Genomic DNA, 24495 nt, shown 5'->3' on the forward strand with positions numbered 1-24495 from the left:
AAAAATTAGATTATAGAAATTATGAAAAACGTAATAATGTCAATAGCATTCTTATGCACACTTTTATTAGTTTCATGTGATAACGATGATGATAATCAACAGAATCAAGACCCAATACTTGGAAAATGGATGCTTGTGGGAGCAACATTTAACGGTGTAGACGATATCGTGAATGATTGTAGAGCGAGAACTTCTATAGAATTTTTCACAAACAATACTTTTGTTTCTATACAATATGAACTGGATGTAACAGAAACAGAATGTATCATAGAAGAAGAAGTGAATGCAACTTGGCAAAACACCGGAAACGGAACATACGCCAATACCACAAATGATTCACCTGTTCCCATTATGGTAAGCTTTAGTAATGATAACAATACGCTTACTATAACAGGAGAAAGCGTAGTAGGAGGAATGCCTATAATTGGTACTTTAACATATAATAAAGTTATGAACTAGGCCTTGTTAGTTATCGCTATAGTGTAAAACAAAACATAGATCATATGAAAACTATTAAAATAAATATGTTATTTCTTCTAATGGGCTTAAGCTGTATTACTGCGCAAACTAAAGGAACTAGTCAAGTAAGTGTTGGATGTGGTTATGCATCATATGATGCAAATGTGCAAAGTTTCGATTTTGATAATAATGATGACGATGATGAGAATAATGCAGGAGCCATTAATGTAGGCTATAAGTATGCAGTTTCTGACCGATGGATGCTTGGTGGAATTATTGTTTATGAAAAAATTACTAATGACATTAATCTACAGGGGGAAACTGTAAGAGGAACAGCCACCGTTACTACAGTTGGTGCGGAGTTTGACTATAGATACATTTCAACACAGTATTTTCAAATGTATTCTGGGTTTGGGGTAGGATATACTTTTGGAAATGAGAAGCCAACAGAGGATAATATTAATCATTTTAACTGTCAATTAACTGGTGCAGGAATTAGAGTAGGTAGTACTCTTGCGGGTTTTGCAGAATTAGGTTTTGGTTATAAAGGTGTTATTAATTTTGGAATATCCTTACGATTTTAAATTATAAAACTAATCTGTATAAATGAAAGACTAATGTAAATTAATAGTATTAACTACGAATAGATAAAATGTTATAACATTTTATCTATTCGTTGTATATGAAAAGATAGGATCATTATAGTTTTGTCGAATAAAAACATCTTTAAAAGAAAGATGTTGACATTAATAAACTTACCTATTAGTATAATGAAATCGACATCCTTTTTTTGCAGTATCGCGATTAGTGTTTTTCTTTTGGCATGTACATCAGATCAATCCAAAACTTCTAGAATTACTGAAGACTTTAATTTTAATTGGCAATTTCATTATGGAGATACTAAGAAAGAACAAATTAGAAGTTTATCTAATGAAAATTGGGAAAATGTAAGATTACCTCATGATTGGAGTATAGCACAAGAGTTTACACAAGAAAAAACAGCAGGAGCAACAGGATTTTTACCTGGTGGGATAGGTTGGTATCGTAAAAAGTTCAACATGCCTGTTACTAGTGCAAATAAGCTTACATGGATCCAATTTGATGGAGTATATTCAAACTCAGAAGTATGGATTAATGGTCATTACCTGGGTAAACATCCTTATGGATATACACCGTTTGCTTACGAACTCACAAAATATTTAAGATACGATCAACCTAATCTTATTTCTGTTAAAGTAGATCGTTCTGCTTATATTGATTGCCGATGGTATCCAGGCTCTGGGATTTATAGAAACGTAAAACTTGTGACCAAAAGCAAAACACACATTCCGCAATGGGGTGTATTTGTAAGTACCCCAAAAGTTACTAAAGAAAAGGCAGTAGTAGCGATTAATTCAACAATAACAAATCAAACTTCAGAAACACAAAGAATTGTTATTAAATCTACAGTTTATCACGATGGTATTAAAATCAAGAATGTTCAAGACACTATTAAAATAGAACCTAATTCATCAAGAGATAAAATACAAGAAACAAATATTGAAACTCCTTACTTATGGGATATCGAAAACCCAAATATGTATCAACTTGTTTCAGAAATTATGATTGATAATATTGTAGTGGATAGTTTTGAAACTCCTTTTGGAATTCGATCTTTTTCTTTTGATAAGGATAAAGGTTTTTTCTTAAATGGGAAACAAACATTAATCAAAGGAGTTTGTATACATCACGACGGAGGACTTGTAGGAAGTGCTGTACCTAGAGGAGTTTGGAAGCGTAGATTGCAAAATTTAAAAGAAGCTGGTTGTAATGCTATTCGTACAGCTCATAATCCACCATCAGCAGAATTTTTGGATTTGTGTGATCAAATGGGATTTTTGGTTCAGGATGAGGCTTTTGATGAATGGGATAACCCTAAGGACAAAAGCCATAATTATAATCAGATAGAGGCTAGTCCCCTAACAACAGGATATACAGAGCATTTTAGCAAATGGTCTTCTCAAGATATTAAAAGTATGGTATTAAGAGATAGAAATCACCCTTCTGTTATTATGTGGGGTATTGGTAATGAAATTGAATGGACTTATCCCAGATACGGAGAAGCAACAGGATACTGGGGTAAGAATAAAGTTGGTGATGTTAATTACTATTGGGATGAACCACCATTATCTATTGATCAAGTAAAAGATAATTTTAATAAAGGAAAAAAAGGAAAACATATTCTGGCAACTACAGCAAAAAGACTTTCAAAATCTGTTAAAGCAATAGATACTACTCGTCCTATTACTGCTAACCTTACAATACCAACAGTAAGTAATTTTTCTGGTTATGCCGATGCGCTAGATATTGTAGGACTAAGCTATCGCCAATCCGTGTATGACTATGTACATCGCAATTATCCTGAAAAAGTATTTTTAGGAACAGAAAACTGGGCAAAATATCATGAATGGAAACACGTACTGGATAAGGAGTATATTGCTGGAATATTTTTATGGACCGGTATTGATTATATGGGTGAGTCTAGAGATTGGCCTATCAGAGGTTCTAATAGTGGTTTGTTGGATTTTGCAGGGTTTAAAAAACCAGCCTTTCATATGTTTAAATCATTATGGTCTGATGATCCTCATATATTTATCACAACACAGTTAGTAGATAAATCACCTTATGTTTGGCAAGAATCTAAGAAAACATTAATCGAAAAAACTCCAAACTGGGCAGCTAGACAAAAGTGGGGATGGCATGACGTTAATGAGCATTGGAATTACAAAAAAGGAGAAGATATTGTGGTCGAAGTGTATACAAATCAGCCAGAAGTAACCTTATTTTTAAATGATACGTCTTTAGGAACTAAAAAACTAAAAGATCAAAATGATCATATTTTAAAATGGCTAGTTCCGTATCATCAAGGAAAATTAACAGCAAAGTCTAAAGTGACTAAAATAGAAAGCTCTATTACCACGGCTCAAGAATTAGCACGGGTTGCTATAAAGGTAGATAAAGAGAACTTAAAGGCAAATGGTTATGATGTAGCTCATATCCAAATCCAATTAGAAGACAAAAATGGAAATCCTATCCAAAATAACGATAAAGAAGTGGTATTTCATATCGATGGGGATGCTAAACTTTTAGGTATTGATAATGGAGGAAGAGAAGTTTTAGAAAAACACCAAAGCAATCGTGTAAAGACTTCAAAAGGAAAAGCGTTGTTAATTATTCAATCTAATTTAAATGAAGCTATGATTAATATCAAAGCAACTTGCGATACAATTGATAGTAAAGTTTTACAGGTACAAATTCAAGATCTTCAAAAAGAATAATAGTAATATCGTTTTTTGTACTAAACATTACTTCTAATTTTAAAGAGAAAAGTTTACTAAGTTGATTAAAAATACGGCCCTTAAGTTAGAATAGAGTTTACATAATTCATATTCTAAATTAAGAGCTGTATAGGTTGGGCTTATAAGGTGTTAGATTAGTCTTTAAGACTAATCTAATTCAGTAATCCACTCTTTTAATGTCGATCCAATTAATTCTGGATTGTCTTCTTGAATAAAATGAACTCCTTTTCCGATATTCACTGCTTTTAGTTTAGGGATATTGTTAAGTATCCAGTCTCGTACAGATTTTGGCATAAAAGCTCCAGGTTCCGCATAAAAGAACAACTTCGGTATTTTAGAGTTTTGTAAAGCTTCTCTATAGTTTTTTACAATCGAAGCGGTTAATTCAGGTTTTCCGTGTAAAGGTACTTGAGAAACAAATTTCCAGATGGGTTTTCTGCTTTCTATGGTTTGAAAAGGAGCTTTATAAGCATCCAGTTCTTCTTGAGTTAAATCTCTTGAAACCCATGTTGGTAGAACATTATTTAAGAATATATTGTCCTCTGCAATCATTTTATACCCTTCGGGACCACGAAGTTTATTGAAAAAATCAATATTTTCTTTTGGAAAAAATGTACCAATATCCTGAATAATACCTTCCATAAAAACAATAGCTTTTATGTTGTCTTTATGATTTGCAAAATAATGAAACCCTAGTCCAGAACCCCAATCATGCAATACCAAAATAATGTTTTTAAGCTTCATTTGCTCAATTAGATTCTCTATATAGGCATACTGCTCCATAAAAGTATAATCAATGGCAGGCTTGTCTGATTTTCCCATTCCGATTAAATCGGGAACAATAACGTGATGTCCTATCTCTTGAACATATGGGGTAATATTTCTCCATAAAAAACTGTTTGATGGATTTCCATGTAAAAAAAGGATTGGATTTCCTTTTTCTTCTTTTCCATATTCAAGCACATGCATTTTACTACCATATACTTCATAGTAATTTGAATTTAATTCTTGGTTTTTCTGAGTCATAGTTTAAACTTTAGTGGTTATTGAAAAAAGTATAGATGATAGTGTAGTAGTTTCATTTTTTTTTGAAAACAGAAGAACTTGTTTCATATTTCCTAATCAACATTTCTAAAATTCAAAAATAAATCAATTGTGTTTATAAGAAAAATGAATTAATTTTATAGTATTAATAAAATTTATGAATAATGAATGTTTCTTTGCGGAATTTGAAATTGGTTAATGTTATTGTAAAAGAAGGATCTGTAACAAAAGCAGCCGATAAATTATTTCTTTCTCAACCTGCATTAAGTCATCAATTAAAAAAACTAGAAGAAGAACTCGGACTCAAAGTATTTAATAGATTGAATAAAAAATTAATACTCACAGAAGTAGGTCAAGTCCTTTTTGCGAATTCAGAAAAAATGCTAGCATCGATGAATCAACTTAATTCAGAATTGGATGCCATTAAAATGGGAAAGAAAAAAAATATTAGATTAACTACCGAGTGCTATACATGTTATCATTGGTTACCAAATGTTGTTCGTGAATTTAGACAAGAACATCCAAAGATTAACGTTAAAATTGATATAGAGGCTACAAAAGAGCCTTTAGAATATTTAATAGAAGGTAAAATTGATTTGGCTATTGTAAGCACTAAATCTAGTCATCCATCAATTCATTTTGAACCTTTGGTAACAGATGAAATGGTTGTGATTTTATCTAAAGACAATGAACTAAGTACGCAAAAAACAATCAACTTAACTGATTTGATCAATCAAGATTTAATTTTATATGATATTCCTGAAGAAAAAAACTATGTGCTTACAAGTATCCTACATAATAATGTTGGATTTGTACGCACTATTCAAAAAGCACAATTAACCGAGGCAATTATCGAACTGGTTAGTGCAAATTTGGGGATCTCGGTTATGGCAAAATGGTCCGTTGTTCCTTTTTTAAATCATAAAAATCTAGAAATAATTCCTTTTGATTTAAATGTAGGAAAAAGAGACTGGTACATCGCTAGTTTAAACAAAATTTCTAATATTGAGAATTCATTTGTTGATGCGGTAAAAAAGCACTTTAATGAATCGCTTCTTAAAGTGTGATAATAGGTGATTTAGAAATCCGTCAGTTATAAAATTATATATTTAGTCTTTATGGGCATCAACAGTACCCCCAATATTATTTTCGGTATATCCTTCAAGAGTTATTTTAAATGAATGTGCATACGATGTAGGAAATGATTTTGGCTTTTTAATTAGTAAACCTTGCTCATTTCTTTCCCATTTTATTTCTTCTGTACTTCCTAGTAGTTGGATTTTTTCAATTTTAGAGTTTAGCAATCCAATTTGTGTAGTAAGGGATTTAATTAAAATATCGCTCTCAGGAGTGTCTAATACTATTGCAAAAATCTCTTTATCAGATCTTTTTGTAAATCTAATATCTGTACTTGTATAAGAGATTTTTATTTTTTCAACTTTGTGCCCCCCTTCAGAAAGACGAGTTGGGCCTTCTCCAAAGATTGTCCAAGGACGTGTTTTATAAATAGCCTCACCATTTATTTCGAGCCAAGCACCCATATCTTTTAATAAATCGCTCATTTTTTCGGGTATAGAACCATCAGGGTTTGGAGGTACATTTAAGAGCATCACACCATTTTTTGAGACGATATCAACTAAAATATCTATAAGTTCATTTGGAGTTTTAAACTTTGCGTTTGGACGATAAAACCATTGTCCTGGAGAAGTATCGGTTAGCCAAGTTGCTTTTTTAGGTTGATTAGGACGCCCTCGTTCATAATCTTTAATAGCATTTTCTTCTGTAAAAGTACTTTCTTTATAACATACCGCAACTTCTTTATTCCATTCTAATCCTTTATTGTAGTAATATGCTAAAAATTTAAGTCTGGATTCTTCAGTCATATTTTCGAGCCACCAATCAAACCAAATTAGATCAGGTTGGTATACATCAATAAATTCTTTCAATTTAGCCCACCATTCTTTGTAAAAACGATCCGAAGGAATATCTGAATCTAATTCATGTGGATCTGTATAGAGGTCATAATCTTCAGATTTTATTCCACCGTAAGCATGGGCTGGAGCAAAATATTTCCATGTAAAAGCATGATGAAAAGACCCCATAAACTTCATCCCTTTAGCTTCAATTTCTTTTTTAAGATTGGCAGAAGGATCAATTCCTCCATAATTCATAGAATTCCATCGAGTGGCTTTGCTATCCCACATTGCAAAATTATCATGATGCATCGCCACTGGACCGGCAAATTTTGCTCCGGAAAGTGCAAATACATCAGCCCATTTTTTAGCATCAAAAGCGGTAGGTTTAAATTGTTCAATAATATGCTTATAACCATACTTTTTTGGATCACCATACTTTTTCTTGTGATGTATATAATTTGATGTAGGTTTTGTTTTTTCTCCTTTAGTAAGTTTACCATTCTGATACATCAACATACCATGCCATCCTCCGTAATATTGATTAGGATCTGCTCCAACAAATGCCGAAGATACAGGACCCCAATGAGCATATATTCCAAATTTAGCATCTTGAAACCAATTAGGAGTTGCCGTAACGGTATTTACTGATTCCCAACTTTCTTGATATTTTTTTGTTTCCTGAGAATGCACATATCCCATTGTGCTAATTATCACTAAAAAGAAAAAGAGAACTCGTATGTGATTAGTTTTCATAATTTGCATGTTTTCAATTTTTAATCCGAAAAACTTGATTAAAGATTAGTCAAACTATAATCACTAGAGGTTTTATTTTTATGATGATTGTAACACAAAAAAGCTAGGATTTAGTCTTGATTCTTACACTTTTCGAAGAATATAAATGTAAAAAATAAAGACAAGTACACTTAAAGTTTTATTACCATAAATGGTCAAAAAACTAGATAATATGATCAAACTAATTATGTTAAATAATATAATAGTTTAGATGTTCGGTCACTTTTGTAAAGGGTTATTTTTGAGTTTTTAAGATATATGCGGCCATTTCACCAAAATTATTCTTATCGAATCGATTTAATTTTTTCGTAAAGATTTCTTTAAATTTTTCTTGTTTTTCTAGAGGTAACGCTTTTAACTTAGGTCCGATAGGAGTTCCGTATACAAATGCAAGAGCTTGATTCACTCCTTCAGGTAGGTGAAGATTCATGGATTGTTTTTCAATTTTGATGGTGTTAAAGCCAGCTTTTGTAAAAACTGTTTTTAACTCGTCTTTTTGCATATAATCAAAAGGTATGCGCATTAATTGAGATAATTCTTTTTCTTCTATTTCCTCTAATGTTTCGCAGAGCGTTCCAAAGATTTCACATTCAGAAACAGGAAGCCAAGTAGAGATAACTAATTCTCCTCCTTTATTTAGTATTCTATATATTTCTCTGGCGGCTTTGTGCTTATCAGGAAAAAATTGAAACCCTTGTTGGCATATTACAGTGTCTAGAGTATTGTCTTCAATTGGGATTTTTTCTGCGGATGCATGAATGAATTCGATTACATCTTCACAGCCTAACTCTTCAAACTTCTTTTTATTAATGGCAAGCATTTCTTCATTTAGATCTAAAGCAAATACTTTTCCTTTACAAGTGACATGATTTAAAAGTTGTTTTGTAACAGCTCCTGTACCGCAAGCTAGATCTAAAACATATTTACCAGACCAAGGTTTGTTTTCTGTAATAAGTCTTGTGGTCCAAGGTTCAAAAAGTAAAGGAACTAAAACTTGGTCATAGGCTGTCGCTATTGAATTGTTTGCAAAATCAAATTTTATATCATTACTCATTATCTGTCTTTATTAGTTAGTTGTTTTAGATTTATGACACTAAAGTTAGTAAACGATTAGCATGTTCCTTTGCTTTATTTCTCACCTGTATTTGATCTTCTTCTTTCCAAGCAATCATTGAATGTGAGTACACAGGGGCTATATAGTTCATAAGACATAATTTTGCCGTTTGTTTAATGGGATACAAAAATTCTTCCATCGTATACTTATTCGCTCCATCACTTTTATACGCTTCGAGTGGTGTTCCGGTAGTAGTGCTGACAATAAAACTTTTTCCTTTTAACTTGTTTCCTCCTTCTCCATATGCAAAACCATATGTTAATACTATATCTATCCATTGTTTTAAAATTGGCGGTACACTATACCAGTAGAACGGAAACTGAAAAATAATGTGGTCAGCCTTTACCAGTGCATCTTGTTCTTTTTTTATGTCAATATTAAAGTTAGGATACAGCTCGGATAAATTGTGCACATCATAATTTTTTATGTTATCTATTAAAGAATCAACTATTATTTTGTTAGCTGTAGAATTTTTATAATTGGGATGTGCTATGATAATAAGTGTATTTTTCATGTTGTTTGGTTTAAGTGTTTTATAATTCGAGCTTCTTTCTCCAGTGTTTGTCCTTATTGTGATTTTGATTCCAATAATCGGTTTTAATAGTTTTTAAGAGTTCGGCTTTAGAGGTTAGTAGTTTTTTTTCATCTCCATAACCACTATAGTGGGTGTCTTCCCATCCTAAAATAGCATAAGGAAATATTGAAGTGTAGTGTATCGTAAGTTCACGTTCTAATTCAGGATAGTTCATGGTGTAATGGGAGGTGCCTTTATCATCGTTTTGTAGGGTGATGATTGCTTTGTATGCTTTTGGTTCTCGATTTCTTAATCGTAAGAACGACATTGACGGTATTATGTCATGCTTGCCAATAGGAAGTAATTCTGGATTCAAACGCATCAATGTCCATAAATCATCTTCTAATATTGTTTTTTTAATCACTTTATTTTTAAAAGTAAATCCTTCATAATATGAACTAAAATCAAATATAAAATCAGTTTCGTTTTTCATTTCAAGGTGAGTCATACCACACCATTCTTGTAATGAAGAAGTAATTTTTAGCGAAGTGTTTTCTTTTTCTAAAGGAAAAAATGTACTAGTCATCATCGAATACGGATAAATACCAGTATTAAATTTTAGTGTTTTGTTGAGTTTTAGAACAGATACATTATTGGGATTATTGTGATCAGCTTTTGTATTTGCTTTTTTAGAAAATGGCTCTGTTACGTATACCAAAACTGCTGTGCCTTGGTGTGTTTCACCGTATCTGGCTTGAGTTAATTTATAACTCGAAAGTTCTGCTTTTCCGTCAAACCAAAACTCTTTTGTTTTTTCAGAAACGGTTCTTTGCCCTTCAAAAATAAGGTTAGAGATACTAGTATTCAAGGGGAATTTTTCATCTTTTTTGGATTTAGTAAAAGATGAGATTATAATAGTTAAGATTAGTATTCCGGACAGAGAAAATAGTGATATATAAATGTTGCTTTTTTTCATGTTATTTAATTTTTCCTTTGAAAGTATACTGTATTGGATCTTGTCCTTCTTTAGTCCATAGGTATTTTCCGGAGATTTGATTTTTGTTCTTTTCGCCTGTCCATACCATTTTCCCATGTTCTTTGCTAATCATTGTGCAGGAAAACTCTTGAAGTCCTTTTTTATTAATTGTGGTAGTGTATTTAGCTTTTTTAAATCCATACTGTACACAAATAGAGCCTTCAACTTCGTTATTTGTGAATACTAAATCTTCAGAATTATCTAGTTTGTCACCTATATAATTATCAATTCTAAATGTTTTTCCCGCATAGGGATTGTCTTTGCTTTGAGCATTACTATTAAATGTGATTATTATAATGCTAAAGGCTAAAAAAATGTATTGTTTCATTGTATTATTTTTTAGTTTCTTTTTCTTCCATTTTCAACCATTCAATTTCAGCTTTCCTTTTTAGATTTTCTTGATCGGCTATCCAATTATCTATTTGATCAGGACAGAATAGGTAGAGTTCACCATTATCGATTAAAAAGTCTTCTGGATCAATGTTGTATTTGCCATCATAAATTGCAATTCCGATGGCACAGAAACCACCATATTTTGGTAAGTACTTTTTTGGGTTTTTCTTAAAAAGGGCCTTATTTTCAATGCTACTAAAATGATAGAATACGTCTCTTATTTTTACACTTAATCTATTCGTACCTTCTATTGCTTGACCTTTATGATAGGCGACTACATCATAGCCTTCTATAGCCACTTTTTTAATATTAATCGATTGGGCTTGCAGGTTATATAAAATCAAGAAAACCGCTATTATAAATGCGCAAACTTTCATAAGCTAGTTTTTTAAATTTTAAAGCCATCGTTATAGGTTAAAACACTACGATGGCTTTATTAGAAATTGGATTAACTGTTTTTAAGTGTCTTCCAGTTATCATTTGCTTTTTTGATCAGAGCTTTTTCATCTTTTACCCAAGGATCTTTACCATTAAAATTGGCACCTTTATATGGTCCGTTATAAAAAAGATAAAGTTTACCTTCTGTTATCTTAAAAGTTTCAGGATCAACTGGAAACTTGGCGTTTGATGTGGCTACTGCTGTGGCACAAAAACCGCCACACTCTGGCATGTATTTGGTTGGGTTTTCTTTGAATAGTTTTTGATTTTCTACACTGCTAAAATAGTAGTGTATCCCGTCGACTTCTACAGATAATTTATCAGAACCTTGAATGGCTTGGTTTTTTGTAAAATATCCTACAAGATCATATCCTTCTAGGGCTACAGATTTTGTATTAATACTTTGAGCAAAGCTCGTAGTTGATATTAGCACGGTTAGTGCAAGAATTAAATTTCTCATAATTTTTAAATTTTAATTGTATTAACTTCTTTTTAATTGTGTTTTGATTACAAAACAAAGGTATATTGATAAGAGAGGGTACGAAATGGATAAAAAGGAACTTGACTTGTATTATTTTCCTTTAATTATTGTTTTGAGATATGAAATGGTCTAATCTCTAAATTTACTGGATGAAACGTAGCCGAAGACTGTAAACAATATAAAATACTATCTGCAACATCTGTTGGATTCATCATTGTATTGCTGGCTGTGAAACCATCAAAATCATCGAAGAAATTAGTACTTATAGATCCAGGAAGAATACAGGTCACTTTTATACCGTGGGGACGTAATTCTTTGTATAAAGATTCGGACATTCCTTTTACGGCAAATTTTGTCCCGTTGTAGACCGACATGTTCTCTATACCTACTATTCCTGCAATAGAAGAAATGTTAATAATATGACCTTGTTGCGACTTTTTCATAAAAGGGATGGCACACTTGGTGAGATAGAAAACCCCAAAGACATTAGTTTCAAACATTTGTCTCATTAATTGAGAATCTGTTTCTTCGAGTTTATGATAATCCCCAAAACCAGCATTATTAATAATGATATCAATGGTGTTGTGTTTTTTAATAACGTTGTTAAAAGTTTCTGTAACGGCACTTTCGTTTCCAATATCTAAACAATATCCTTCAAAATTAGGATGATCTATTGGAGTTTTATTTCGACTAAAACCTACTACAAATGTACCTTTGGCCAATAATTGTTCAACAACAATTAGTCCTAGTCCTTTACTAGACCCTGTTACTATAGCCACTTTATTTTTTAGTTTCATATTTTTTTATGTGATTGATGATTTTACTTCCGTGATCTCTTGAGTTTTCTATGAACCATTGGCGAGTATTCATACCGCCTATAACAACTCCCGCTAGATAAACATTTGGGTTAGTGGTTTCCATGGTAGTTTTATTGTATTTTGGGTATCCCGTAGTAGAATCTATTTCTATTCCTAGTTTTTCTGATAAATTGAAATTAGGTCTATATCCGGTCATGGCATACACAAAGTCATTTTCAAGTTTTATGGTTTGATTTCTTGATTTAAATATGATATGGCGATCAGATATTGCTGTAACATCGGATTCATAGTATATATTAATGTTGTTTTCTGCAATTCTGGCCTCTATATCTGGTTTGATCCAATATTTTACATTTGGACTAATTTCTTTTCCTCTTACCAAAAGAGTTGTTTCAGCACCTTTTCTATATGCCTCTAATGCTACATCAATTGCAGAGTTTGAGGCCCCAACAACAGCAACTTTTTGTTTAAATAGATGGTGTGCTGATGTAAAGTAATGATTTACTTTTTTAAGTTTTTCGCCAGGAATATCCAGTAGAACAGGAGAGTCATAAAACCCAGTTGCATTTATGATAAAGTCGCAAGTATATGCTTCTTTGGATGTAGCAATTTTAAATGGTGTTTTATTAGATAAATTAGATGTTCTTTTAACAGACTCGAATGTTTCGTAAAGGCCAATATTTAATTTATAATGTTGGGCAACACGTCTATAATATTCTAAACCTTCTTGTTTTGTAGGGCGTACAGAAAGTGATGTAAAAGGGAGGTTTCCTATTTCTAATTTTTCAGAACTAGAAAAAAATGTCATATCTGTAGGGAAATTGTGGATAGAATTAACAAGAGTTCCTTTGTCAATAATTTTATATGAAATACCAGCATTTTGAGCTTCGATTCCGCAACTTAAACCAATAGGTCCCGCACCAATAATAAGTATGCTATAATGAGTCATTTGTAATCTTTTATACAAACGTACTCGGCTTTAAGATTTTACTGGTAGGACAAATATCCCCTTGTATGGTGTTTTTGGGTCTTTACAGCAATTCTGCGTATTCTTTTGGGCTATGCGAAGTCTCTTTTCTGAAAAATCTACTAAAATATGCAGGATCTTCGAAGCCTAATTTGAAACCAATTTCCTTAATAGAAAGCTCTTTTGTATAAAGTTCTCTTTTTGCTTCAACGATTAGCTTTTCTTTGATTAACTCACTAACTGTTCTTCCTAACTCTTTTTTGACAGCTTTGTTTAGCCCTTTTGGCGAAATATTTAGTTCATCAGCATAAAATTGCACATTATGCTGACGTTCATATTCTTGATCTAAAAGATTTTGAAACCCTGTTACAACAGGGGATAGAATAGATAAATTAACTTCTCCAAACTGTTTCAGTTTAATTTTGGAAGAGGATAGTAACAAGGTTTTTAATTGTGAAATAATGATTTCCTCTTGAAAATCATTGGCCTCTTCTAGTTCATTATTCATAGCTGTGATGAGATAGTCTACTTTTCTTGATTCAGAAGCTTGTAAAGGAATATACGGAGGTTTGGTAGTGTTAAAAATTACAGCATCACAGAAGGTCTCACTTCTGTTTAATTTAATACAAAAAAAGTCATTAGAAAAGCACACAGCTTTTCCACTTAATTCACTCGATTTTTTTTCAATACTTAATAACTGATTTTCAGAGATGAAAATTAATGCGGGCCCCAAAATATTATATGTTGAAAAATCAATTTTAATAGTAGCATCGCCAGCGCTAATAAATATCATTCTAAATATTTTATCTCTTGAATCTATATAATTGATGTCGGTTTCTATTCTAAAGTGATCACTTTTCATATGGGGGGTAATTATAATATCTGCTAAATTTCAATTAAGATGCTGCTAACTTAATTTTAGTATATAAAGATATATTGAATGACCGATATTGTGATACTCATTTAAGTTTTTTTTAATAAAAGCCTAAAGCAAAATAATAGTAAAGCAAAAACCCTGTAATTAAATTACAAGGTTTTTTTATTAAAATTTTAGTCAATATAGCCACTGGTATCCTTTCTGATGTTACTATTTAGCAAAACAATCAGTATTAAAATTTGTATCGCCTAGAAACGTTATCTACGAACCATTTTAGTAGTAGTTTTTATAGTATTTCCAGTAATACTAACGATATAAATGCCTCGAGCAAAACCTGAAGTTTCTATAGAATAACTGGTTTCTTTTTTGTCAAAATTCTTTCTGAAAATCTCATTACCTGTTAGATCCATGATTTTGACTAAAATATCTTCATCGAGTTTTCTACTAAATTGAATATTAAATATCTCGTCTGTTGGATTAGGAGAAATTACAACATTGGTTTGTAAATCTCTATTTTTAGATTTGATAGCGTTGATATCATCTACTTCTCCAAATAAAGAGAATAATAATTGTGAACTTTGATTTTCAATTGGATATTCTGCGGTAGGAAGCAACACATCCAAATTTTCAAATGGTTCCCAAGTTTTTTTAAACAACGATCCTTCTAGACTTCTATAGTGTGGATTTGGCTTATTAGCAATTACAGATTCATTTATATTATCAAACTCTGGACCACCAAAAGTCCTAATTTGTTGTGCCCAAACAATATTATTTGCGGCATATATTTCTTCTAATCTTGTAAAAGATATCCAATATTTACCTTCAGTAAGTTCGACTTTATTGGGTAATACAAGATCGAATTCTCCTATTTGTGATGGTGAACCTAGATCGCCTAGGATACTTAATGAAACGTCTAACAATGGGTTTTTTCTTAGTTTGTTGACCATATTGGCAATTTGCTTTCCTGGTTTTCCATTTTCATCTTGATAAATTCTTATTCTTGCCGTATTTCCACCTGGTGGAAATATATCACTTGTAAAAGGATCTGCTCCTGCTAATATTTTCATTCTTTCAATAGTCCATTTTTTACCACTTGGGACCTTTATCTGGTCTGCTAATTCGACTGATGAAGGAGGGTTTCCAAAAATATCCGTTTCTGATACTTCAGAAGAAGGGAATTGAACTCTATATGGAAGTTTATTTTCGTCAAACCTATTAAGAAAAGGTTTCTGAACTACCTGTACCTTAAATTCTGTTGCTAATCGTTCTATACCTGATGTTGCCGTTAACCTGATTGTTGCTTTTCCTTCTTTGTCCACATTTGGAACATCTCTGTTGGTTCCAAAGAAGAAGATTTCTAATTGATTATTAAAAAACTCATATCCGATAAAACTTCGATCTTTGTCAGAACTTTCTACAATAATATCTATAGTGCTATTACTATCAAACTGATCTCTAAAAACATCGTTAACATCTACGGTCATAAATTGTGGGGTTTCTTCTATTGAGAGTATAATGTCATCAGGTTTTTTATTAACAACCAATGTTTTTTCTCCTCTCGGAGGTGTAACATTGAATTTTTTACTGAAAACTCCGTTTCCATGAACAGCTAATGCTGCAAATCCATCTTTACGCGTTCGTACTTGCATTACTACACCGTCACCTATTTGGTTGTTCTCTAGTTGCCAGACGATATTTTCGTTCAGAATTTTCTTGGTGTAGTAAAGTCCTGAACTAGTACCAGCTAATATCCCATCTTTATTACCTAAAAAAGAAGTCCATCTTACCGAAGGTCCATTACCAGTACCGTCTTTATTTTCTTCTAAATTACCACTAATGTTTATCCAAGTTTCACCAGCATTTTCTGATAAAAATATACTAGGAATATTATAATTAGAGAAAGTAACCAATACGCGATCAGAATTATTAGGATCTACTTGTATACTGCTTATAAAACCTCTTTCCGGTAAACCTTTACCGGTAAATATGTCAACTGGTTTACTAGAAGGAAGGTTTGCAAAATCTAATCTAAAGATCTGACCTTGTCCTGTACCATAATATACTTTGTTAGCTTCAGGGAAAGTAGAGATGTCTAGTGCTGTAATAGTATTAAGTTCTCTTCCGCTATTAGGGTCAAGAATAGATTCTACTTTTGTAGTTTCTGACCAATTTACATCTGTAGGTGCAGTGAGGTCGTCAATAGTCGCCACAGAAGGGATTTCATCAAGATTACTGTTTCTAAGTAATGTTGTTTCTGCAGGAAGATACATTTCATTATCATTATTAGGATTTAATACAAAAGGAGTGATAAAAGCAAAAGATCTATTACCTGCAGGACGTACCCAAGATAATGATATTGTATTTCCATTTGCATCATTATTAAGACGAAACACATTGCCTCTTTGCGATGAAACATAACGAGTAAGACCGTTATCGGCAAAAGCGTTATAACTACCATCACCACCAAATTCTTCTTCCCAAAAAGCAGTTGTATTTTTTTGATCTGTAAACCAGGTGCCATTGTCTTGAAAACCTGCTAATAAATCTTCATTTTCAGCATTGGGATCAAAAGAAACTGCATAAGGTTGGGTGGTAACATATCCATTGTTTAAAGAAATCCAATCTACAGGCATTTCGAAAGAGCTACTTGTGGTAATATCTTCTGTCATAAAAACCCCACCATCATTTGCGTTTAATACTTTATTGGGGTTTGAAGGAAAAAATACTAACGCATGCATATCTGGGTGTTGATCAGGATATAATGATACATCGTTTCTTGGGGAGTATCCCCCGATCCAATTGTTAGGAGTATCATCTATTTTAGTTCTAAAGCCATCCGTTGTTCTAAATAGATTAGTACCCCCAATAATAATAAACTCTGGATTTGTTGGATGTACTGCTATCACCATGTTATATGCTCCTTGTGTCACAAGCCCTCCTATTAATCCTGATCTTACAGGAAGTTGTTCACTAAGATCAATAAAAGTTTGATCGATCGCATTATATTTAAACAACCGGTTGCGACTTGCAAAAGTACTATATACGTATACCTCGTTTTCGTTTGACGGATTTATAGCGAATATTGTTCTGTCTACTCTATTAAGATCAGTGATGTTATCAGATATTCGAGTCCAATTCGTACCTTCATCAGAGGTATAGACTCCTCCAACGACCGTATTAAAATCTCTATCTGCTACAGAGGCATATAATTTTCCTTGCTTTGTCACTGCAATCTCTGTTCTTTTGTCTATACCTCCTGTTAAAACTTCTTGAAAACTATTTCCATCATCTTGTGATCGATGTATACCATTAAAAGTAGCTACATATAAATCTCCATTAGTTGGGTTGATGACCATGCTATTTACAATATCAAAAGGAGAAGCTGTTAGAACAGTATTATCTACTGTTGATGGTAATAACTCCCAGGTACGTCCACTATCTTGAGATTTATAGATGCCTACCCCAGTATAAAGTGTTACTGCATTAAAGTTTGCAGAATTTCCTAAACGTTCTCCTCCGCCATAATACCAAATATGTTGATGCCCTGGTCTAGGATCTTGAACAATGGCAGTAATACTGGGATTTTGAAATTTTCTAGTTACTTTGTTCCAATTTTGGCCCCCATCTTCAGAACGCCATAATCCACCAGATACTCCACCGGCAAGTATAACATTCTCATTAGACATATCAATAGCTAATGCTCTTGTACGTCCTCCAACATTAAATGGTCCTCTGTTGATCCAGTTAGTGTTAGACATTTTTGAAATTGTAGATGATTTTAACGATTTTTTATTTTGAATAAATGACTCCTCTTTTTTTCTATACCCTCTGGGATTTGTCTTGTCATGGGGTCACATGTTCGATCTAACTCATAAAAAAATCTATCAGAAGCTTTGTCTCTTATTTGAGAGGGTTTAACAATTGTATTGCTTTGCTGATTTTGCTTGATTTTAATTTTTGAAGTTTTATATAATTGATGTCCTTTTGGGATGTTGGTTTTGCTTGATTTAACTTGACCATATATAACTGGTTGAATTAGAAAGCATATAAATAATAACCCTAATATGTGATTTCTTTTCATGGTAAATTTATTTACTCATTGTCTACTTTATTAATTTAATATGTATGAAAGGACAGGTAGTTTAATAGCAATTCTATAAAGAAAATAAATAATGGATTGTTGCTGTTTTAGGATACTCAACATACTCAACATACTCAACCTGTCGATCCTTCATTAACTGGCAAAACTTTTAAGTTTTTGTTTTAAATTCAACTTTAAGAAATTCGGATAATATGGTATCATCCGAATTTCTATTTTTAAAAGCTTTATGGACTTATCCTTTAAAGTCAATAGTTACGCATTCGTTTATTGTTTGACAATCTGTTGAAGTGGCACTATAACAAACTTCAACTGGTCCTGCTTGTGAAACGTGATCATTCACTCTAACAAATCGAGGTCTTCTAGGATTAACCACTGAGCCATTTATTTCCCACTCTACTTGAGTGTCTGCACCGAACTGATTTGGAAATTCATTTACTCCAACAAAATGCCCGATACGAACAGTAGCTTCTATTAATCCATCAAAACTACAGTCTGAGACACTATCGCCAGGATCACCTTCTTCTGCTGCCTGTTTTGGTAAACGATTTTCGAATTCGACAACTTCATTCTCAACAGATAATTGATCTTGATTAGAAGATTCTTCTTTGTCACAAGACATCATTGAGATAGCTACTACAAAGGCAAAAAGAGCATTAATTTTTAAGGTTTTCATAAAAAAAGATTAAGGATTAAAAAATTTGTGTTTCATGAGTTAAATCCAATTCACTAGTACATGGATATTAACCCAACTATTGTTACAACAACTGTATGTTTTTTTTACATTTCGAAATGCCATAAATTGTTATTGCAAAATTAAATTGTTACACTACTTAATTAACAAAAAACAGGTCATCAAAAGGTCATCATGTACTGGTATCATTTGGTTAGCATTAATCTAATTTTTCAATTTCCGATAAAAAAAATCTCTAAAATTTTCTTTTGTCATCGACTAAAGAGTAGGGTAGTTGGAGGAATAAGCGTTGTATAGATAACCAACACACAAAAAATTAAAACCAATGCGTTTATTACTTTTTTTAGGCTTTCATCTTTTTTGTTTTGTCTCTTTAGCTCAAGTAGAAACAGACACATTACAACTCAGTAAACAAATTGATAGTTTGATGCAATTAGATAGAAGTAATTATAGTTCTAGAGATTATCACTTGTATCAAAATGTATTAAAAAAGTCAAGAAAACTAAAGTATCATAAAGGTATTTTAAGGTCTCATTTAGAAACCATCCAATATTATACTACTCACCCTAATATTGACAGCCTGTTTTATCACAGTAGGAAATTTGAAAAACACCAAAAAAAATATCCTAGTAAAGACCTACAATTAGAATATTTACGCGCTATGGGATATATTTTGTTATATGACTTTGCTCTTCCTGAATATGCACTGCCATATCATATAGATGCCCTAAGAATATATGATGAGAATGATGTGAAAACTAAATTTAGATTAAATCGAGGAATTGCAGATTGTTATTTTTATAAAGGACAGTATCAATTGGCTATTAACCAAATTCAGAAAATCATAAAAGACACTATTCATGTAGACGTAAGGTCGAAAAATGTTATGAAGGTTTCACTTGCTGTTGCTTATCAATTTTTAAAAAAGCCTAAGCAAAGCCGAATAGTATTAGAAGAGGTTATTAAGGAATCTGCACAAAATCAAGATAGCCTTCATTATGCGTATGCAAAGGTATTTCAAGCACATAATTTCTATTATGAAAAGGAGTATCAAAAATCTATAGATTCATTAATGGCTAATTTTAATTTATTAAAAAAGTATTTACCTCGAGGAGTAGTAAATCATTATGAATTTTTAGCGCTTTCATATAAAGAATTAGGACAGTTTAAAAATGCCGTAAGCGCAATGCGAAAAACAATTAAAAAATCACCAGCAAATGAGCGACCTAAATTATATGATCATCTTTCCAGTTATTATATAAAATTGGGCAAAAAAGATTCTGCTTTGTATTATAATACTCAAAAAAGTCACATTGTTGATAGTATAAGAGATCTGGAGAAAAAAATCTATACCGAATTTTATGAAACTAAATTAGACCTTATTAAAACCGCTGAAGAAAATGAAAAGATAAAGCTAAAGCAGGTTATTTTGGCTAAGGCAAATAATAGGCAAAAACAATACATTATAAGCTTATTTCTTGGTATTGCTTGTTTACTAATTGGGATTATTGCTTTTATTCATTATCATAAAAACAATCAATCTCAAAAAGAGATTGTAAGTTTAAAAAAGAACGAAAAGAAAATTTTACAACATCATATTAAATTGAGAGAAGATGAACTTTCGGCTACACTTATCGGAATTACAAACAAAATGCAAGGATTAAAGGAAATTAGAGATCAGTTTAGCACGGTTATTAACGAAGGTACTGCTGAAGATTTGAAGAAATCATTAAAAACATTTGATAGGTTTTTAAAGAATAATACCTCTAATATTAATTTAACAGAGCGGATAGAATCTCAATATCCGGGTTTAGTAATAGAGCTTAAAGAACTTTATCCTGAGCTTTCTAAAACCAATATAAGACATTGTTTGTTAGTAAAATTAGGGCTATCTATAAAAGAATCTGCCGATTTGTTAAATGTTAATGCCAATACAGTTAAAACGGCACGCTATAGAGCTAAAATTAAATTAGGATTATCTGAAGACATATCATTAAAAGATTTTTTAGGAGAACTGCATAACACCTCTTTTATAAAAGCTAGTTAGAATATGAAATTCCATTAGAATAAACTTATGGAACTTCATATTTATTATTGTGCTTTAGAAGTCATAAAAATTAGTTCTCTTTTTCTCTTTTAGAAAATATTTTACTTACGATCTTCCATTCACCTTCTATTTTTAAAAGACTCATATAATCTATATACGTAAATGTTGGATACTCTAGTTCTAGCCTCGCACTTGCAGCATTGCCAGAAATACTAATATCATGTATTCTGTTGGTTCTATCGATTACAGTACCCTTAATCATTTTTTCTTCAAAGAACTCTAATGCGTTCACTTCGGTATATTGATCACCTATAAACTTCATGGTTGCAGTATTATGAAATGCTTTTTTCAAGGTGGTAAAGTCATTGTTTTTGCCACCTTCCATATAGTTGGTTAATGTGTTTTCGACTAACTCTCGATCAGATATTTGTGCAAAAGTAGCTGTAGTGGATGTCATAAATATTATAAATAGAATTAATGTGTTTTTCATTTTTAAACCTCAAAAGGATTGTACTACAGGTCTTTCAGGGTCCTGTTTCCATACAGAGAAAGATCCGTCAAACAGACTTGCTTGAATACCTAAGTTTGCTAATGCTATCATTACAACTGTTCCAGAATATCCAGCACCACAAGAAGAAATAATATTGCTAGTACGCCAATTGGGTATAGTTTCATCAAATAATTTGATAATTGCTTCCTTTTCTAGAAAAAGTCCTGTGTTTTTGTCTAAAAGCGAGTTATATGCAGCACTAATTGCTCCAGGAATATGTCCGGTTCTTGGGTCTTCTGGTTTTCCGTTGTATCCGGCAATACCACGACCGTCTAAAACACAGGCACTATCTTTTTTAATCAAAAAATCAGGAAGCGATACTCGCAAATGTTCTTGACATATAGGCTCAAAAGTACCTGCTAATGTTTTATCAAATTCTTGAGAAATAGGTAAACCTTCTAATTGCCAATATTTATAACCGCCATTAAGAACACGAACATTTTTAAAACCCCAATATCGCATAGCCCACCAGATTCTACCAGCAAACATATGATGATAGTCATCATAGAGTATTACCGTGTCTTCTTTGTTAATACCTAGAGTCTTAAAAGATTGTTTTGCTGCTTCATATGTTGATACCTGAGCTAAATTAGGCGCAATATCTTGCTCTATAAATTCTTTCCGCCAATCAAGAAAGGTTGCAGTCGGGATGTGCCCCCATAAGTAATCGTTATATAACGATCTAGGATCTGTACCCCAGGTACCTCGCACATCAAAAATTTTGATATGGGATTGCCCTAAAATAGCATTAAGTTCTTTTGCTGTTATAAGAGGCGCTACGTTTATAGCGCCTCTTGTGATATTTAATTTTTCTTTTTTCATAGTACTTATATCTTTATCAATAACAGAAATAATGGCTATTATTATGGAATGTAGACCTCCACTTCTATTTCTATCATAAGTTCTGGCATTGCCAGTTCTTTTACTCCTAACCAAGTTGATTTTGGATAACGGTTTTCGGTATATAACGATTTTCGATATTCTAAATTTTCCATAAATAAAGTCATGTTTGTAGTATAGATGTTTTCTACAATAATATCGTCAAAAGTACACCCATAATGTATTAACATTTTCTCAATATCTGCATAACAATTTTTCATTTGTTGTGCATAATCACCAATAGCAGTTGGTTTTCCTTCTTCGTCCATACTAACAGCCCCCGAAGCTTTAATGAGGTTACCGATTTTTACCGCAAATGAATATCCAAAACCATTTTCAGTTTCGGATGCTCTACGCTGGTAATATTCTGGTTGTAATATGGTAGCTTTTTCTTGTGCCATGTGTTTATATATTTTTAGATTTTTTAAATGTACGTGTCCTAGAAAATTAGGAGATTCAAAAGTATATTGATTATAGGTTTTAGAAAATGGACAAAAGGGTACTCGTCTGGTACAATTAGGAATTTGTAGAAAACATCTTGTGACTTATTGATATAGGTTACTAAAAACATGAAATAATAAAGACATTTTGGATAGTAGAAAAGGTTAACTTTGTGATATCAGGTGATCAAAAGAAATATGATAAAGATTGACAAAAGTCTAATAAACAACGAGGTACTTCATGCATTATCGATAAAATCTAAAAAAGTTACTTTTCAGCGTAATGAAATAGTAGTAGAAGCAGGTAAAACATGCAATTATATCTTCTTTGTACGAAAAGGATTATTACGTAGTTTTTATTATGATCGAAAGGGAAAAGATGTCACAAATTGGTTCGCAAGTGAAGAAATGATTATAACTGCTGCACAAAGTTTTTTTAAACGTGAGCCTAGTTTTTTAGGAATTGAAGCTATCGAAGATACTGTTGTGAGAGCAATTTCTTATGAGCAATTAGAAGAAATGTTTCAAGAATACCATAGTTTAGAGCGGTTTGGGAGGTTAATAATGACCGAAATTATGATGGCGGTTGGTAAAAAAGCTATTTACTTACAGGTTAAAAGTGCAGAAGAAAGATATCATGAATTAATAAAAACGTATCCAGATATTTTTTACCGTGCAAAGCTTGGTCATATCGCAGGTTACCTAGGGATCACACAACAAAGTCTTAGTAGGATAAGAGCTAATACTACATAATATTGTCTGTTTTTTAACATAGGTGAAATGTTAAAACATATTTTCTCTCTAATTTTGAGATCATTAGAGTTGAATAACAATGACAAGAAAAAACATATTAATTACCGGTGCAAGTTCTGGATTAGGCAAAGGAATGGCTATAGAATTTGCAAAACAAGGATGCAATTTAGCTTTATGTGCGAGAAGAGTTGAAAAACTTGAATTGCTTAAAAAAGAATTACAAGAACTGAATCCTAACATTCATGTTTTCTTGAGAGCTTTAGACGTTACCAAGCAAGAAGATGTATTTAAAGTTTTTAAGGCCTTTGAAGTAGATTTTAAAAACAGTAGAGAAACCTTAGATCGTGTTATCATTAATGCCGGTATGGGTAAAGGAGCTTCTCTTGGTAAGGGATATGCGAAACAAAATATGCAAACGGCAATGACTAATTTTTGTGGTGCCATTAGCCAGATGGAAGCTGCAATGGAGATCTTTCGAGAGCAAAATCATGGGCATCTTGTACTGATCTCTTCGATGTCTGCATTTAGAGGATACCCAAGAGCAATGACTGTTTATGCGGCTACCAAGGCGGGTATAAAAAGTTTAGCCGAAGGATTAAGAGTTGATGTGCTTCATAAACCTATCAAGGTGTCGACTATATTTCCAGGATATATAGAGTCTGAAATGACAGACTCAGTAGGGAAACCTCCTCCTTTTATGATTTCACTTGACAAAGGATCAAAGCTTTTGGTTAAATCAATAAACAAAGAAAAAGCAAAGACTTTTGTTCCCTATTGGCCATGGTATTTTATTAAACTTATTATGCCTTTTATGCCTTTAAAAATGTTACGAAAATTTTAATTATC

General features: G+C 32.1%; 24 protein-coding genes. 7 read left to right on the forward strand and 17 right to left on the reverse strand.

Going from position 1 to position 24495, the window contains the following annotated elements:
* Positions 1-21 precede the first annotated feature (21 nt).
* From D1816_RS20115 to D1816_RS20125, 3 genes are all read left to right on the forward strand, one after another.
* Positions 22-459: a hypothetical protein gene (locus D1816_RS20115; protein ID WP_120702429.1), complete on the forward strand. Its 438-nt coding sequence runs from the start codon at positions 22-24 to the stop codon at positions 457-459.
* Positions 460-503: 44 nt separating this feature from the next.
* A complete protein-coding gene (locus D1816_RS20120; RefSeq protein WP_118505251.1) occupies positions 504-1043 on the forward strand; it encodes an outer membrane beta-barrel protein in 540 nt (179 codons plus the stop codon).
* A gap of 186 nt (positions 1044-1229) precedes the next feature.
* Positions 1230-3776, forward strand: a complete 2547-nt coding sequence (locus tag D1816_RS20125; protein WP_118506299.1) for a glycoside hydrolase family 2 TIM barrel-domain containing protein — start codon at positions 1230-1232, stop codon at positions 3774-3776.
* A gap of 168 nt (positions 3777-3944) precedes the next feature.
* Here D1816_RS20125 and D1816_RS20130 read toward each other — a convergent pair whose 3' ends face one another.
* Positions 3945-4823: a haloalkane dehalogenase gene (locus tag D1816_RS20130; protein ID WP_118505254.1), complete on the reverse strand. Its 879-nt coding sequence runs from the start codon at positions 4821-4823 to the stop codon at positions 3945-3947.
* Between the two features lie 182 nt (positions 4824-5005).
* Here D1816_RS20130 and D1816_RS20135 point away from each other — a divergent pair, with 182 nt between their 5' ends.
* Positions 5006-5908, forward strand: a complete 903-nt coding sequence (locus tag D1816_RS20135; RefSeq protein ID WP_066308440.1) for a LysR family transcriptional regulator — start codon at positions 5006-5008, stop codon at positions 5906-5908.
* 42 nt (positions 5909-5950) lie between these two features.
* Here D1816_RS20135 and D1816_RS20140 read toward each other — a convergent pair whose 3' ends face one another.
* The 13 genes from D1816_RS20140 to D1816_RS20200 all read right to left on the reverse strand — a co-directional run bounded on the left by D1816_RS20140 (position 5951) and on the right by D1816_RS20200 (position 18962).
* Positions 5951-7510 carry an alpha-L-fucosidase gene (locus D1816_RS20140; RefSeq protein WP_118506300.1) on the reverse strand — a complete coding sequence of 520 codons (1560 nt, stop codon included), beginning with the start codon at positions 7508-7510 and terminating at the stop codon, positions 5951-5953.
* A gap of 274 nt (positions 7511-7784) precedes the next feature.
* Positions 7785-8603: a class I SAM-dependent methyltransferase gene (locus tag D1816_RS20145; RefSeq protein ID WP_118505256.1), complete on the reverse strand. Its 819-nt coding sequence runs from the start codon at positions 8601-8603 to the stop codon at positions 7785-7787.
* A 31-nt stretch (positions 8604-8634) separates the two neighbouring features.
* Positions 8635-9177, reverse strand: a complete 543-nt coding sequence (locus D1816_RS20150) for an NAD(P)H-dependent oxidoreductase (RefSeq protein WP_118505258.1) — start codon at positions 9175-9177, stop codon at positions 8635-8637.
* Between the two features lie 19 nt (positions 9178-9196).
* Complete coding sequence (locus D1816_RS20155) at positions 9197-10153, reverse strand: septum formation inhibitor Maf (RefSeq protein ID WP_118505260.1); 957 nt, start codon at positions 10151-10153, stop codon at positions 9197-9199.
* 1 nt (position 10154) lies between these two features.
* Entirely contained in the window at positions 10155-10541 is a 387-nt protein-coding gene (locus tag D1816_RS20160; RefSeq protein WP_118505262.1) for a hypothetical protein, read from the reverse strand.
* Positions 10542-10545: 4 nt separating this feature from the next.
* Positions 10546-10983 carry a YHS domain-containing (seleno)protein gene (locus D1816_RS20165; RefSeq protein WP_118505264.1) on the reverse strand — a complete coding sequence of 146 codons (438 nt, stop codon included), beginning with the start codon at positions 10981-10983 and terminating at the stop codon, positions 10546-10548.
* Between the two features lie 71 nt (positions 10984-11054).
* A complete protein-coding gene (locus D1816_RS20170) occupies positions 11055-11504 on the reverse strand; it encodes a YHS domain-containing (seleno)protein (protein ID WP_118505266.1) in 450 nt (149 codons plus the stop codon).
* A gap of 125 nt (positions 11505-11629) precedes the next feature.
* A complete protein-coding gene (locus D1816_RS20175; protein ID WP_118505268.1) occupies positions 11630-12322 on the reverse strand; it encodes an SDR family oxidoreductase in 693 nt (230 codons plus the stop codon).
* Positions 12306-13292 carry a YpdA family putative bacillithiol disulfide reductase gene (locus D1816_RS20180; RefSeq protein ID WP_118505271.1) on the reverse strand — a complete coding sequence of 329 codons (987 nt, stop codon included), beginning with the start codon at positions 13290-13292 and terminating at the stop codon, positions 12306-12308. Before D1816_RS20180 ends, D1816_RS20175 begins: the two co-directional genes overlap by 17 nt.
* Positions 13293-13374: 82 nt before the next feature.
* Positions 13375-14172, reverse strand: coding sequence for an AraC family transcriptional regulator (locus D1816_RS20185; protein ID WP_066308412.1), 798 nt, complete (start codon positions 14170-14172; stop codon positions 13375-13377).
* Positions 14173-14444: 272 nt separating this feature from the next.
* Entirely contained in the window at positions 14445-17945 is a 3501-nt protein-coding gene (locus D1816_RS20190) for a T9SS type A sorting domain-containing protein (protein ID WP_118505273.1), read from the reverse strand.
* Positions 17946-17965: 20 nt separating this feature from the next.
* Positions 17966-18268 (reverse strand): hypothetical protein, encoded by a 303-nt coding sequence (locus tag D1816_RS20195; RefSeq protein WP_118505275.1) that lies wholly within the window; start codon positions 18266-18268, stop codon positions 17966-17968.
* 253 nt (positions 18269-18521) lie between these two features.
* Positions 18522-18962 carry a hypothetical protein gene (locus D1816_RS20200; protein WP_118505277.1) on the reverse strand — a complete coding sequence of 147 codons (441 nt, stop codon included), beginning with the start codon at positions 18960-18962 and terminating at the stop codon, positions 18522-18524.
* 343 nt (positions 18963-19305) lie between these two features.
* Between D1816_RS20200 and D1816_RS20205 the strand changes: the two genes are divergently transcribed.
* A complete protein-coding gene (locus D1816_RS20205; protein WP_066308404.1) occupies positions 19306-21027 on the forward strand; it encodes a tetratricopeptide repeat protein in 1722 nt (573 codons plus the stop codon).
* A gap of 70 nt (positions 21028-21097) precedes the next feature.
* Here D1816_RS20205 and D1816_RS20210 read toward each other — a convergent pair whose 3' ends face one another.
* From D1816_RS20210 to D1816_RS20220, 3 genes are read right to left on the reverse strand one after another with little or no spacing between them, the layout of a single operon-like run.
* Entirely contained in the window at positions 21098-21517 is a 420-nt protein-coding gene (locus D1816_RS20210; RefSeq protein ID WP_118505279.1) for a nuclear transport factor 2 family protein, read from the reverse strand.
* 9 nt (positions 21518-21526) lie between these two features.
* Positions 21527-22399, reverse strand: a complete 873-nt coding sequence (locus D1816_RS20215; RefSeq protein WP_118505281.1) for a sulfurtransferase — start codon at positions 22397-22399, stop codon at positions 21527-21529.
* A 41-nt stretch (positions 22400-22440) separates the two neighbouring features.
* Positions 22441-22857, reverse strand: coding sequence for a RidA family protein (locus tag D1816_RS20220; protein WP_066308391.1), 417 nt, complete (start codon positions 22855-22857; stop codon positions 22441-22443).
* Positions 22858-23094: 237 nt separating this feature from the next.
* Between D1816_RS20220 and D1816_RS20225 the strand changes: the two genes are divergently transcribed.
* Both D1816_RS20225 and D1816_RS20230 read left to right on the forward strand, forming a co-directional pair.
* Positions 23095-23649: a Crp/Fnr family transcriptional regulator gene (locus tag D1816_RS20225; protein WP_118505283.1), complete on the forward strand. Its 555-nt coding sequence runs from the start codon at positions 23095-23097 to the stop codon at positions 23647-23649.
* Between the two features lie 79 nt (positions 23650-23728).
* Positions 23729-24490, forward strand: coding sequence for an SDR family oxidoreductase (locus D1816_RS20230; protein WP_118505285.1), 762 nt, complete (start codon positions 23729-23731; stop codon positions 24488-24490).
* Positions 24491-24495: the final 5 nt, after the last annotated feature.

This window comes from Aquimarina sp. AD10 (assembly GCF_003443715.1).
Classification (GTDB): domain Bacteria; phylum Bacteroidota; class Bacteroidia; order Flavobacteriales; family Flavobacteriaceae; genus Aquimarina; species Aquimarina aggregata.

Bases quoted from the DNA above. Each gene is read 5' to 3' on its own strand.
- D1816_RS20115 (WP_120702429.1), top strand. From the start codon at position 22: ATGAAAAACGTAATAATGTCAATAGCATTCTTATGCACACTTTTATTA.
- D1816_RS20120 (WP_118505251.1), top strand. From the start codon at position 504: ATGAAAACTATTAAAATAAATATGTTATTTCTTCTAATGGGCTTAAGC.
- D1816_RS20125 (WP_118506299.1), top strand. From the start codon at position 1,230: ATGAAATCGACATCCTTTTTTTGCAGTATCGCGATTAGTGTTTTTCTT.
- D1816_RS20130 (WP_118505254.1), bottom strand. From the start codon at position 4,823: ATGACTCAGAAAAACCAAGAATTAAATTCAAATTACTATGAAGTATAT.
- D1816_RS20135 (WP_066308440.1), top strand. From the start codon at position 5,006: ATGAATGTTTCTTTGCGGAATTTGAAATTGGTTAATGTTATTGTAAAA.
- D1816_RS20140 (WP_118506300.1), bottom strand. From the start codon at position 7,510: ATGAAAACTAATCACATACGAGTTCTCTTTTTCTTTTTAGTGATAATT.
- D1816_RS20145 (WP_118505256.1), bottom strand. From the start codon at position 8,603: ATGAGTAATGATATAAAATTTGATTTTGCAAACAATTCAATAGCGACA.
- D1816_RS20150 (WP_118505258.1), bottom strand. From the start codon at position 9,177: ATGAAAAATACACTTATTATCATAGCACATCCCAATTATAAAAATTCT.
- D1816_RS20155 (WP_118505260.1), bottom strand. From the start codon at position 10,153: ATGAAAAAAAGCAACATTTATATATCACTATTTTCTCTGTCCGGAATA.
- D1816_RS20160 (WP_118505262.1), bottom strand. From the start codon at position 10,541: ATGAAACAATACATTTTTTTAGCCTTTAGCATTATAATAATCACATTT.
- D1816_RS20165 (WP_118505264.1), bottom strand. From the start codon at position 10,983: ATGAAAGTTTGCGCATTTATAATAGCGGTTTTCTTGATTTTATATAAC.
- D1816_RS20170 (WP_118505266.1), bottom strand. From the start codon at position 11,504: ATGAGAAATTTAATTCTTGCACTAACCGTGCTAATATCAACTACGAGC.
- D1816_RS20175 (WP_118505268.1), bottom strand. From the start codon at position 12,322: ATGAAACTAAAAAATAAAGTGGCTATAGTAACAGGGTCTAGTAAAGGA.
- D1816_RS20180 (WP_118505271.1), bottom strand. From the start codon at position 13,292: ATGACTCATTATAGCATACTTATTATTGGTGCGGGACCTATTGGTTTA.
- D1816_RS20185 (WP_066308412.1), bottom strand. From the start codon at position 14,172: ATGAAAAGTGATCACTTTAGAATAGAAACCGACATCAATTATATAGAT.
- D1816_RS20190 (WP_118505273.1), bottom strand. From the start codon at position 17,945: ATGTCTAACACTAACTGGATCAACAGAGGACCATTTAATGTTGGAGGA.
- D1816_RS20195 (WP_118505275.1), bottom strand. From the start codon at position 18,268: ATGAAAAGAAATCACATATTAGGGTTATTATTTATATGCTTTCTAATT.
- D1816_RS20200 (WP_118505277.1), bottom strand. From the start codon at position 18,962: ATGAAAACCTTAAAAATTAATGCTCTTTTTGCCTTTGTAGTAGCTATC.
- D1816_RS20205 (WP_066308404.1), top strand. From the start codon at position 19,306: ATGCGTTTATTACTTTTTTTAGGCTTTCATCTTTTTTGTTTTGTCTCT.
- D1816_RS20210 (WP_118505279.1), bottom strand. From the start codon at position 21,517: ATGAAAAACACATTAATTCTATTTATAATATTTATGACATCCACTACA.
- D1816_RS20215 (WP_118505281.1), bottom strand. From the start codon at position 22,399: ATGAAAAAAGAAAAATTAAATATCACAAGAGGCGCTATAAACGTAGCG.
- D1816_RS20220 (WP_066308391.1), bottom strand. From the start codon at position 22,857: ATGGCACAAGAAAAAGCTACCATATTACAACCAGAATATTACCAGCGT.
- D1816_RS20225 (WP_118505283.1), top strand. From the start codon at position 23,095: ATGATAAAGATTGACAAAAGTCTAATAAACAACGAGGTACTTCATGCA.
- D1816_RS20230 (WP_118505285.1), top strand. From the start codon at position 23,729: ATGACAAGAAAAAACATATTAATTACCGGTGCAAGTTCTGGATTAGGC.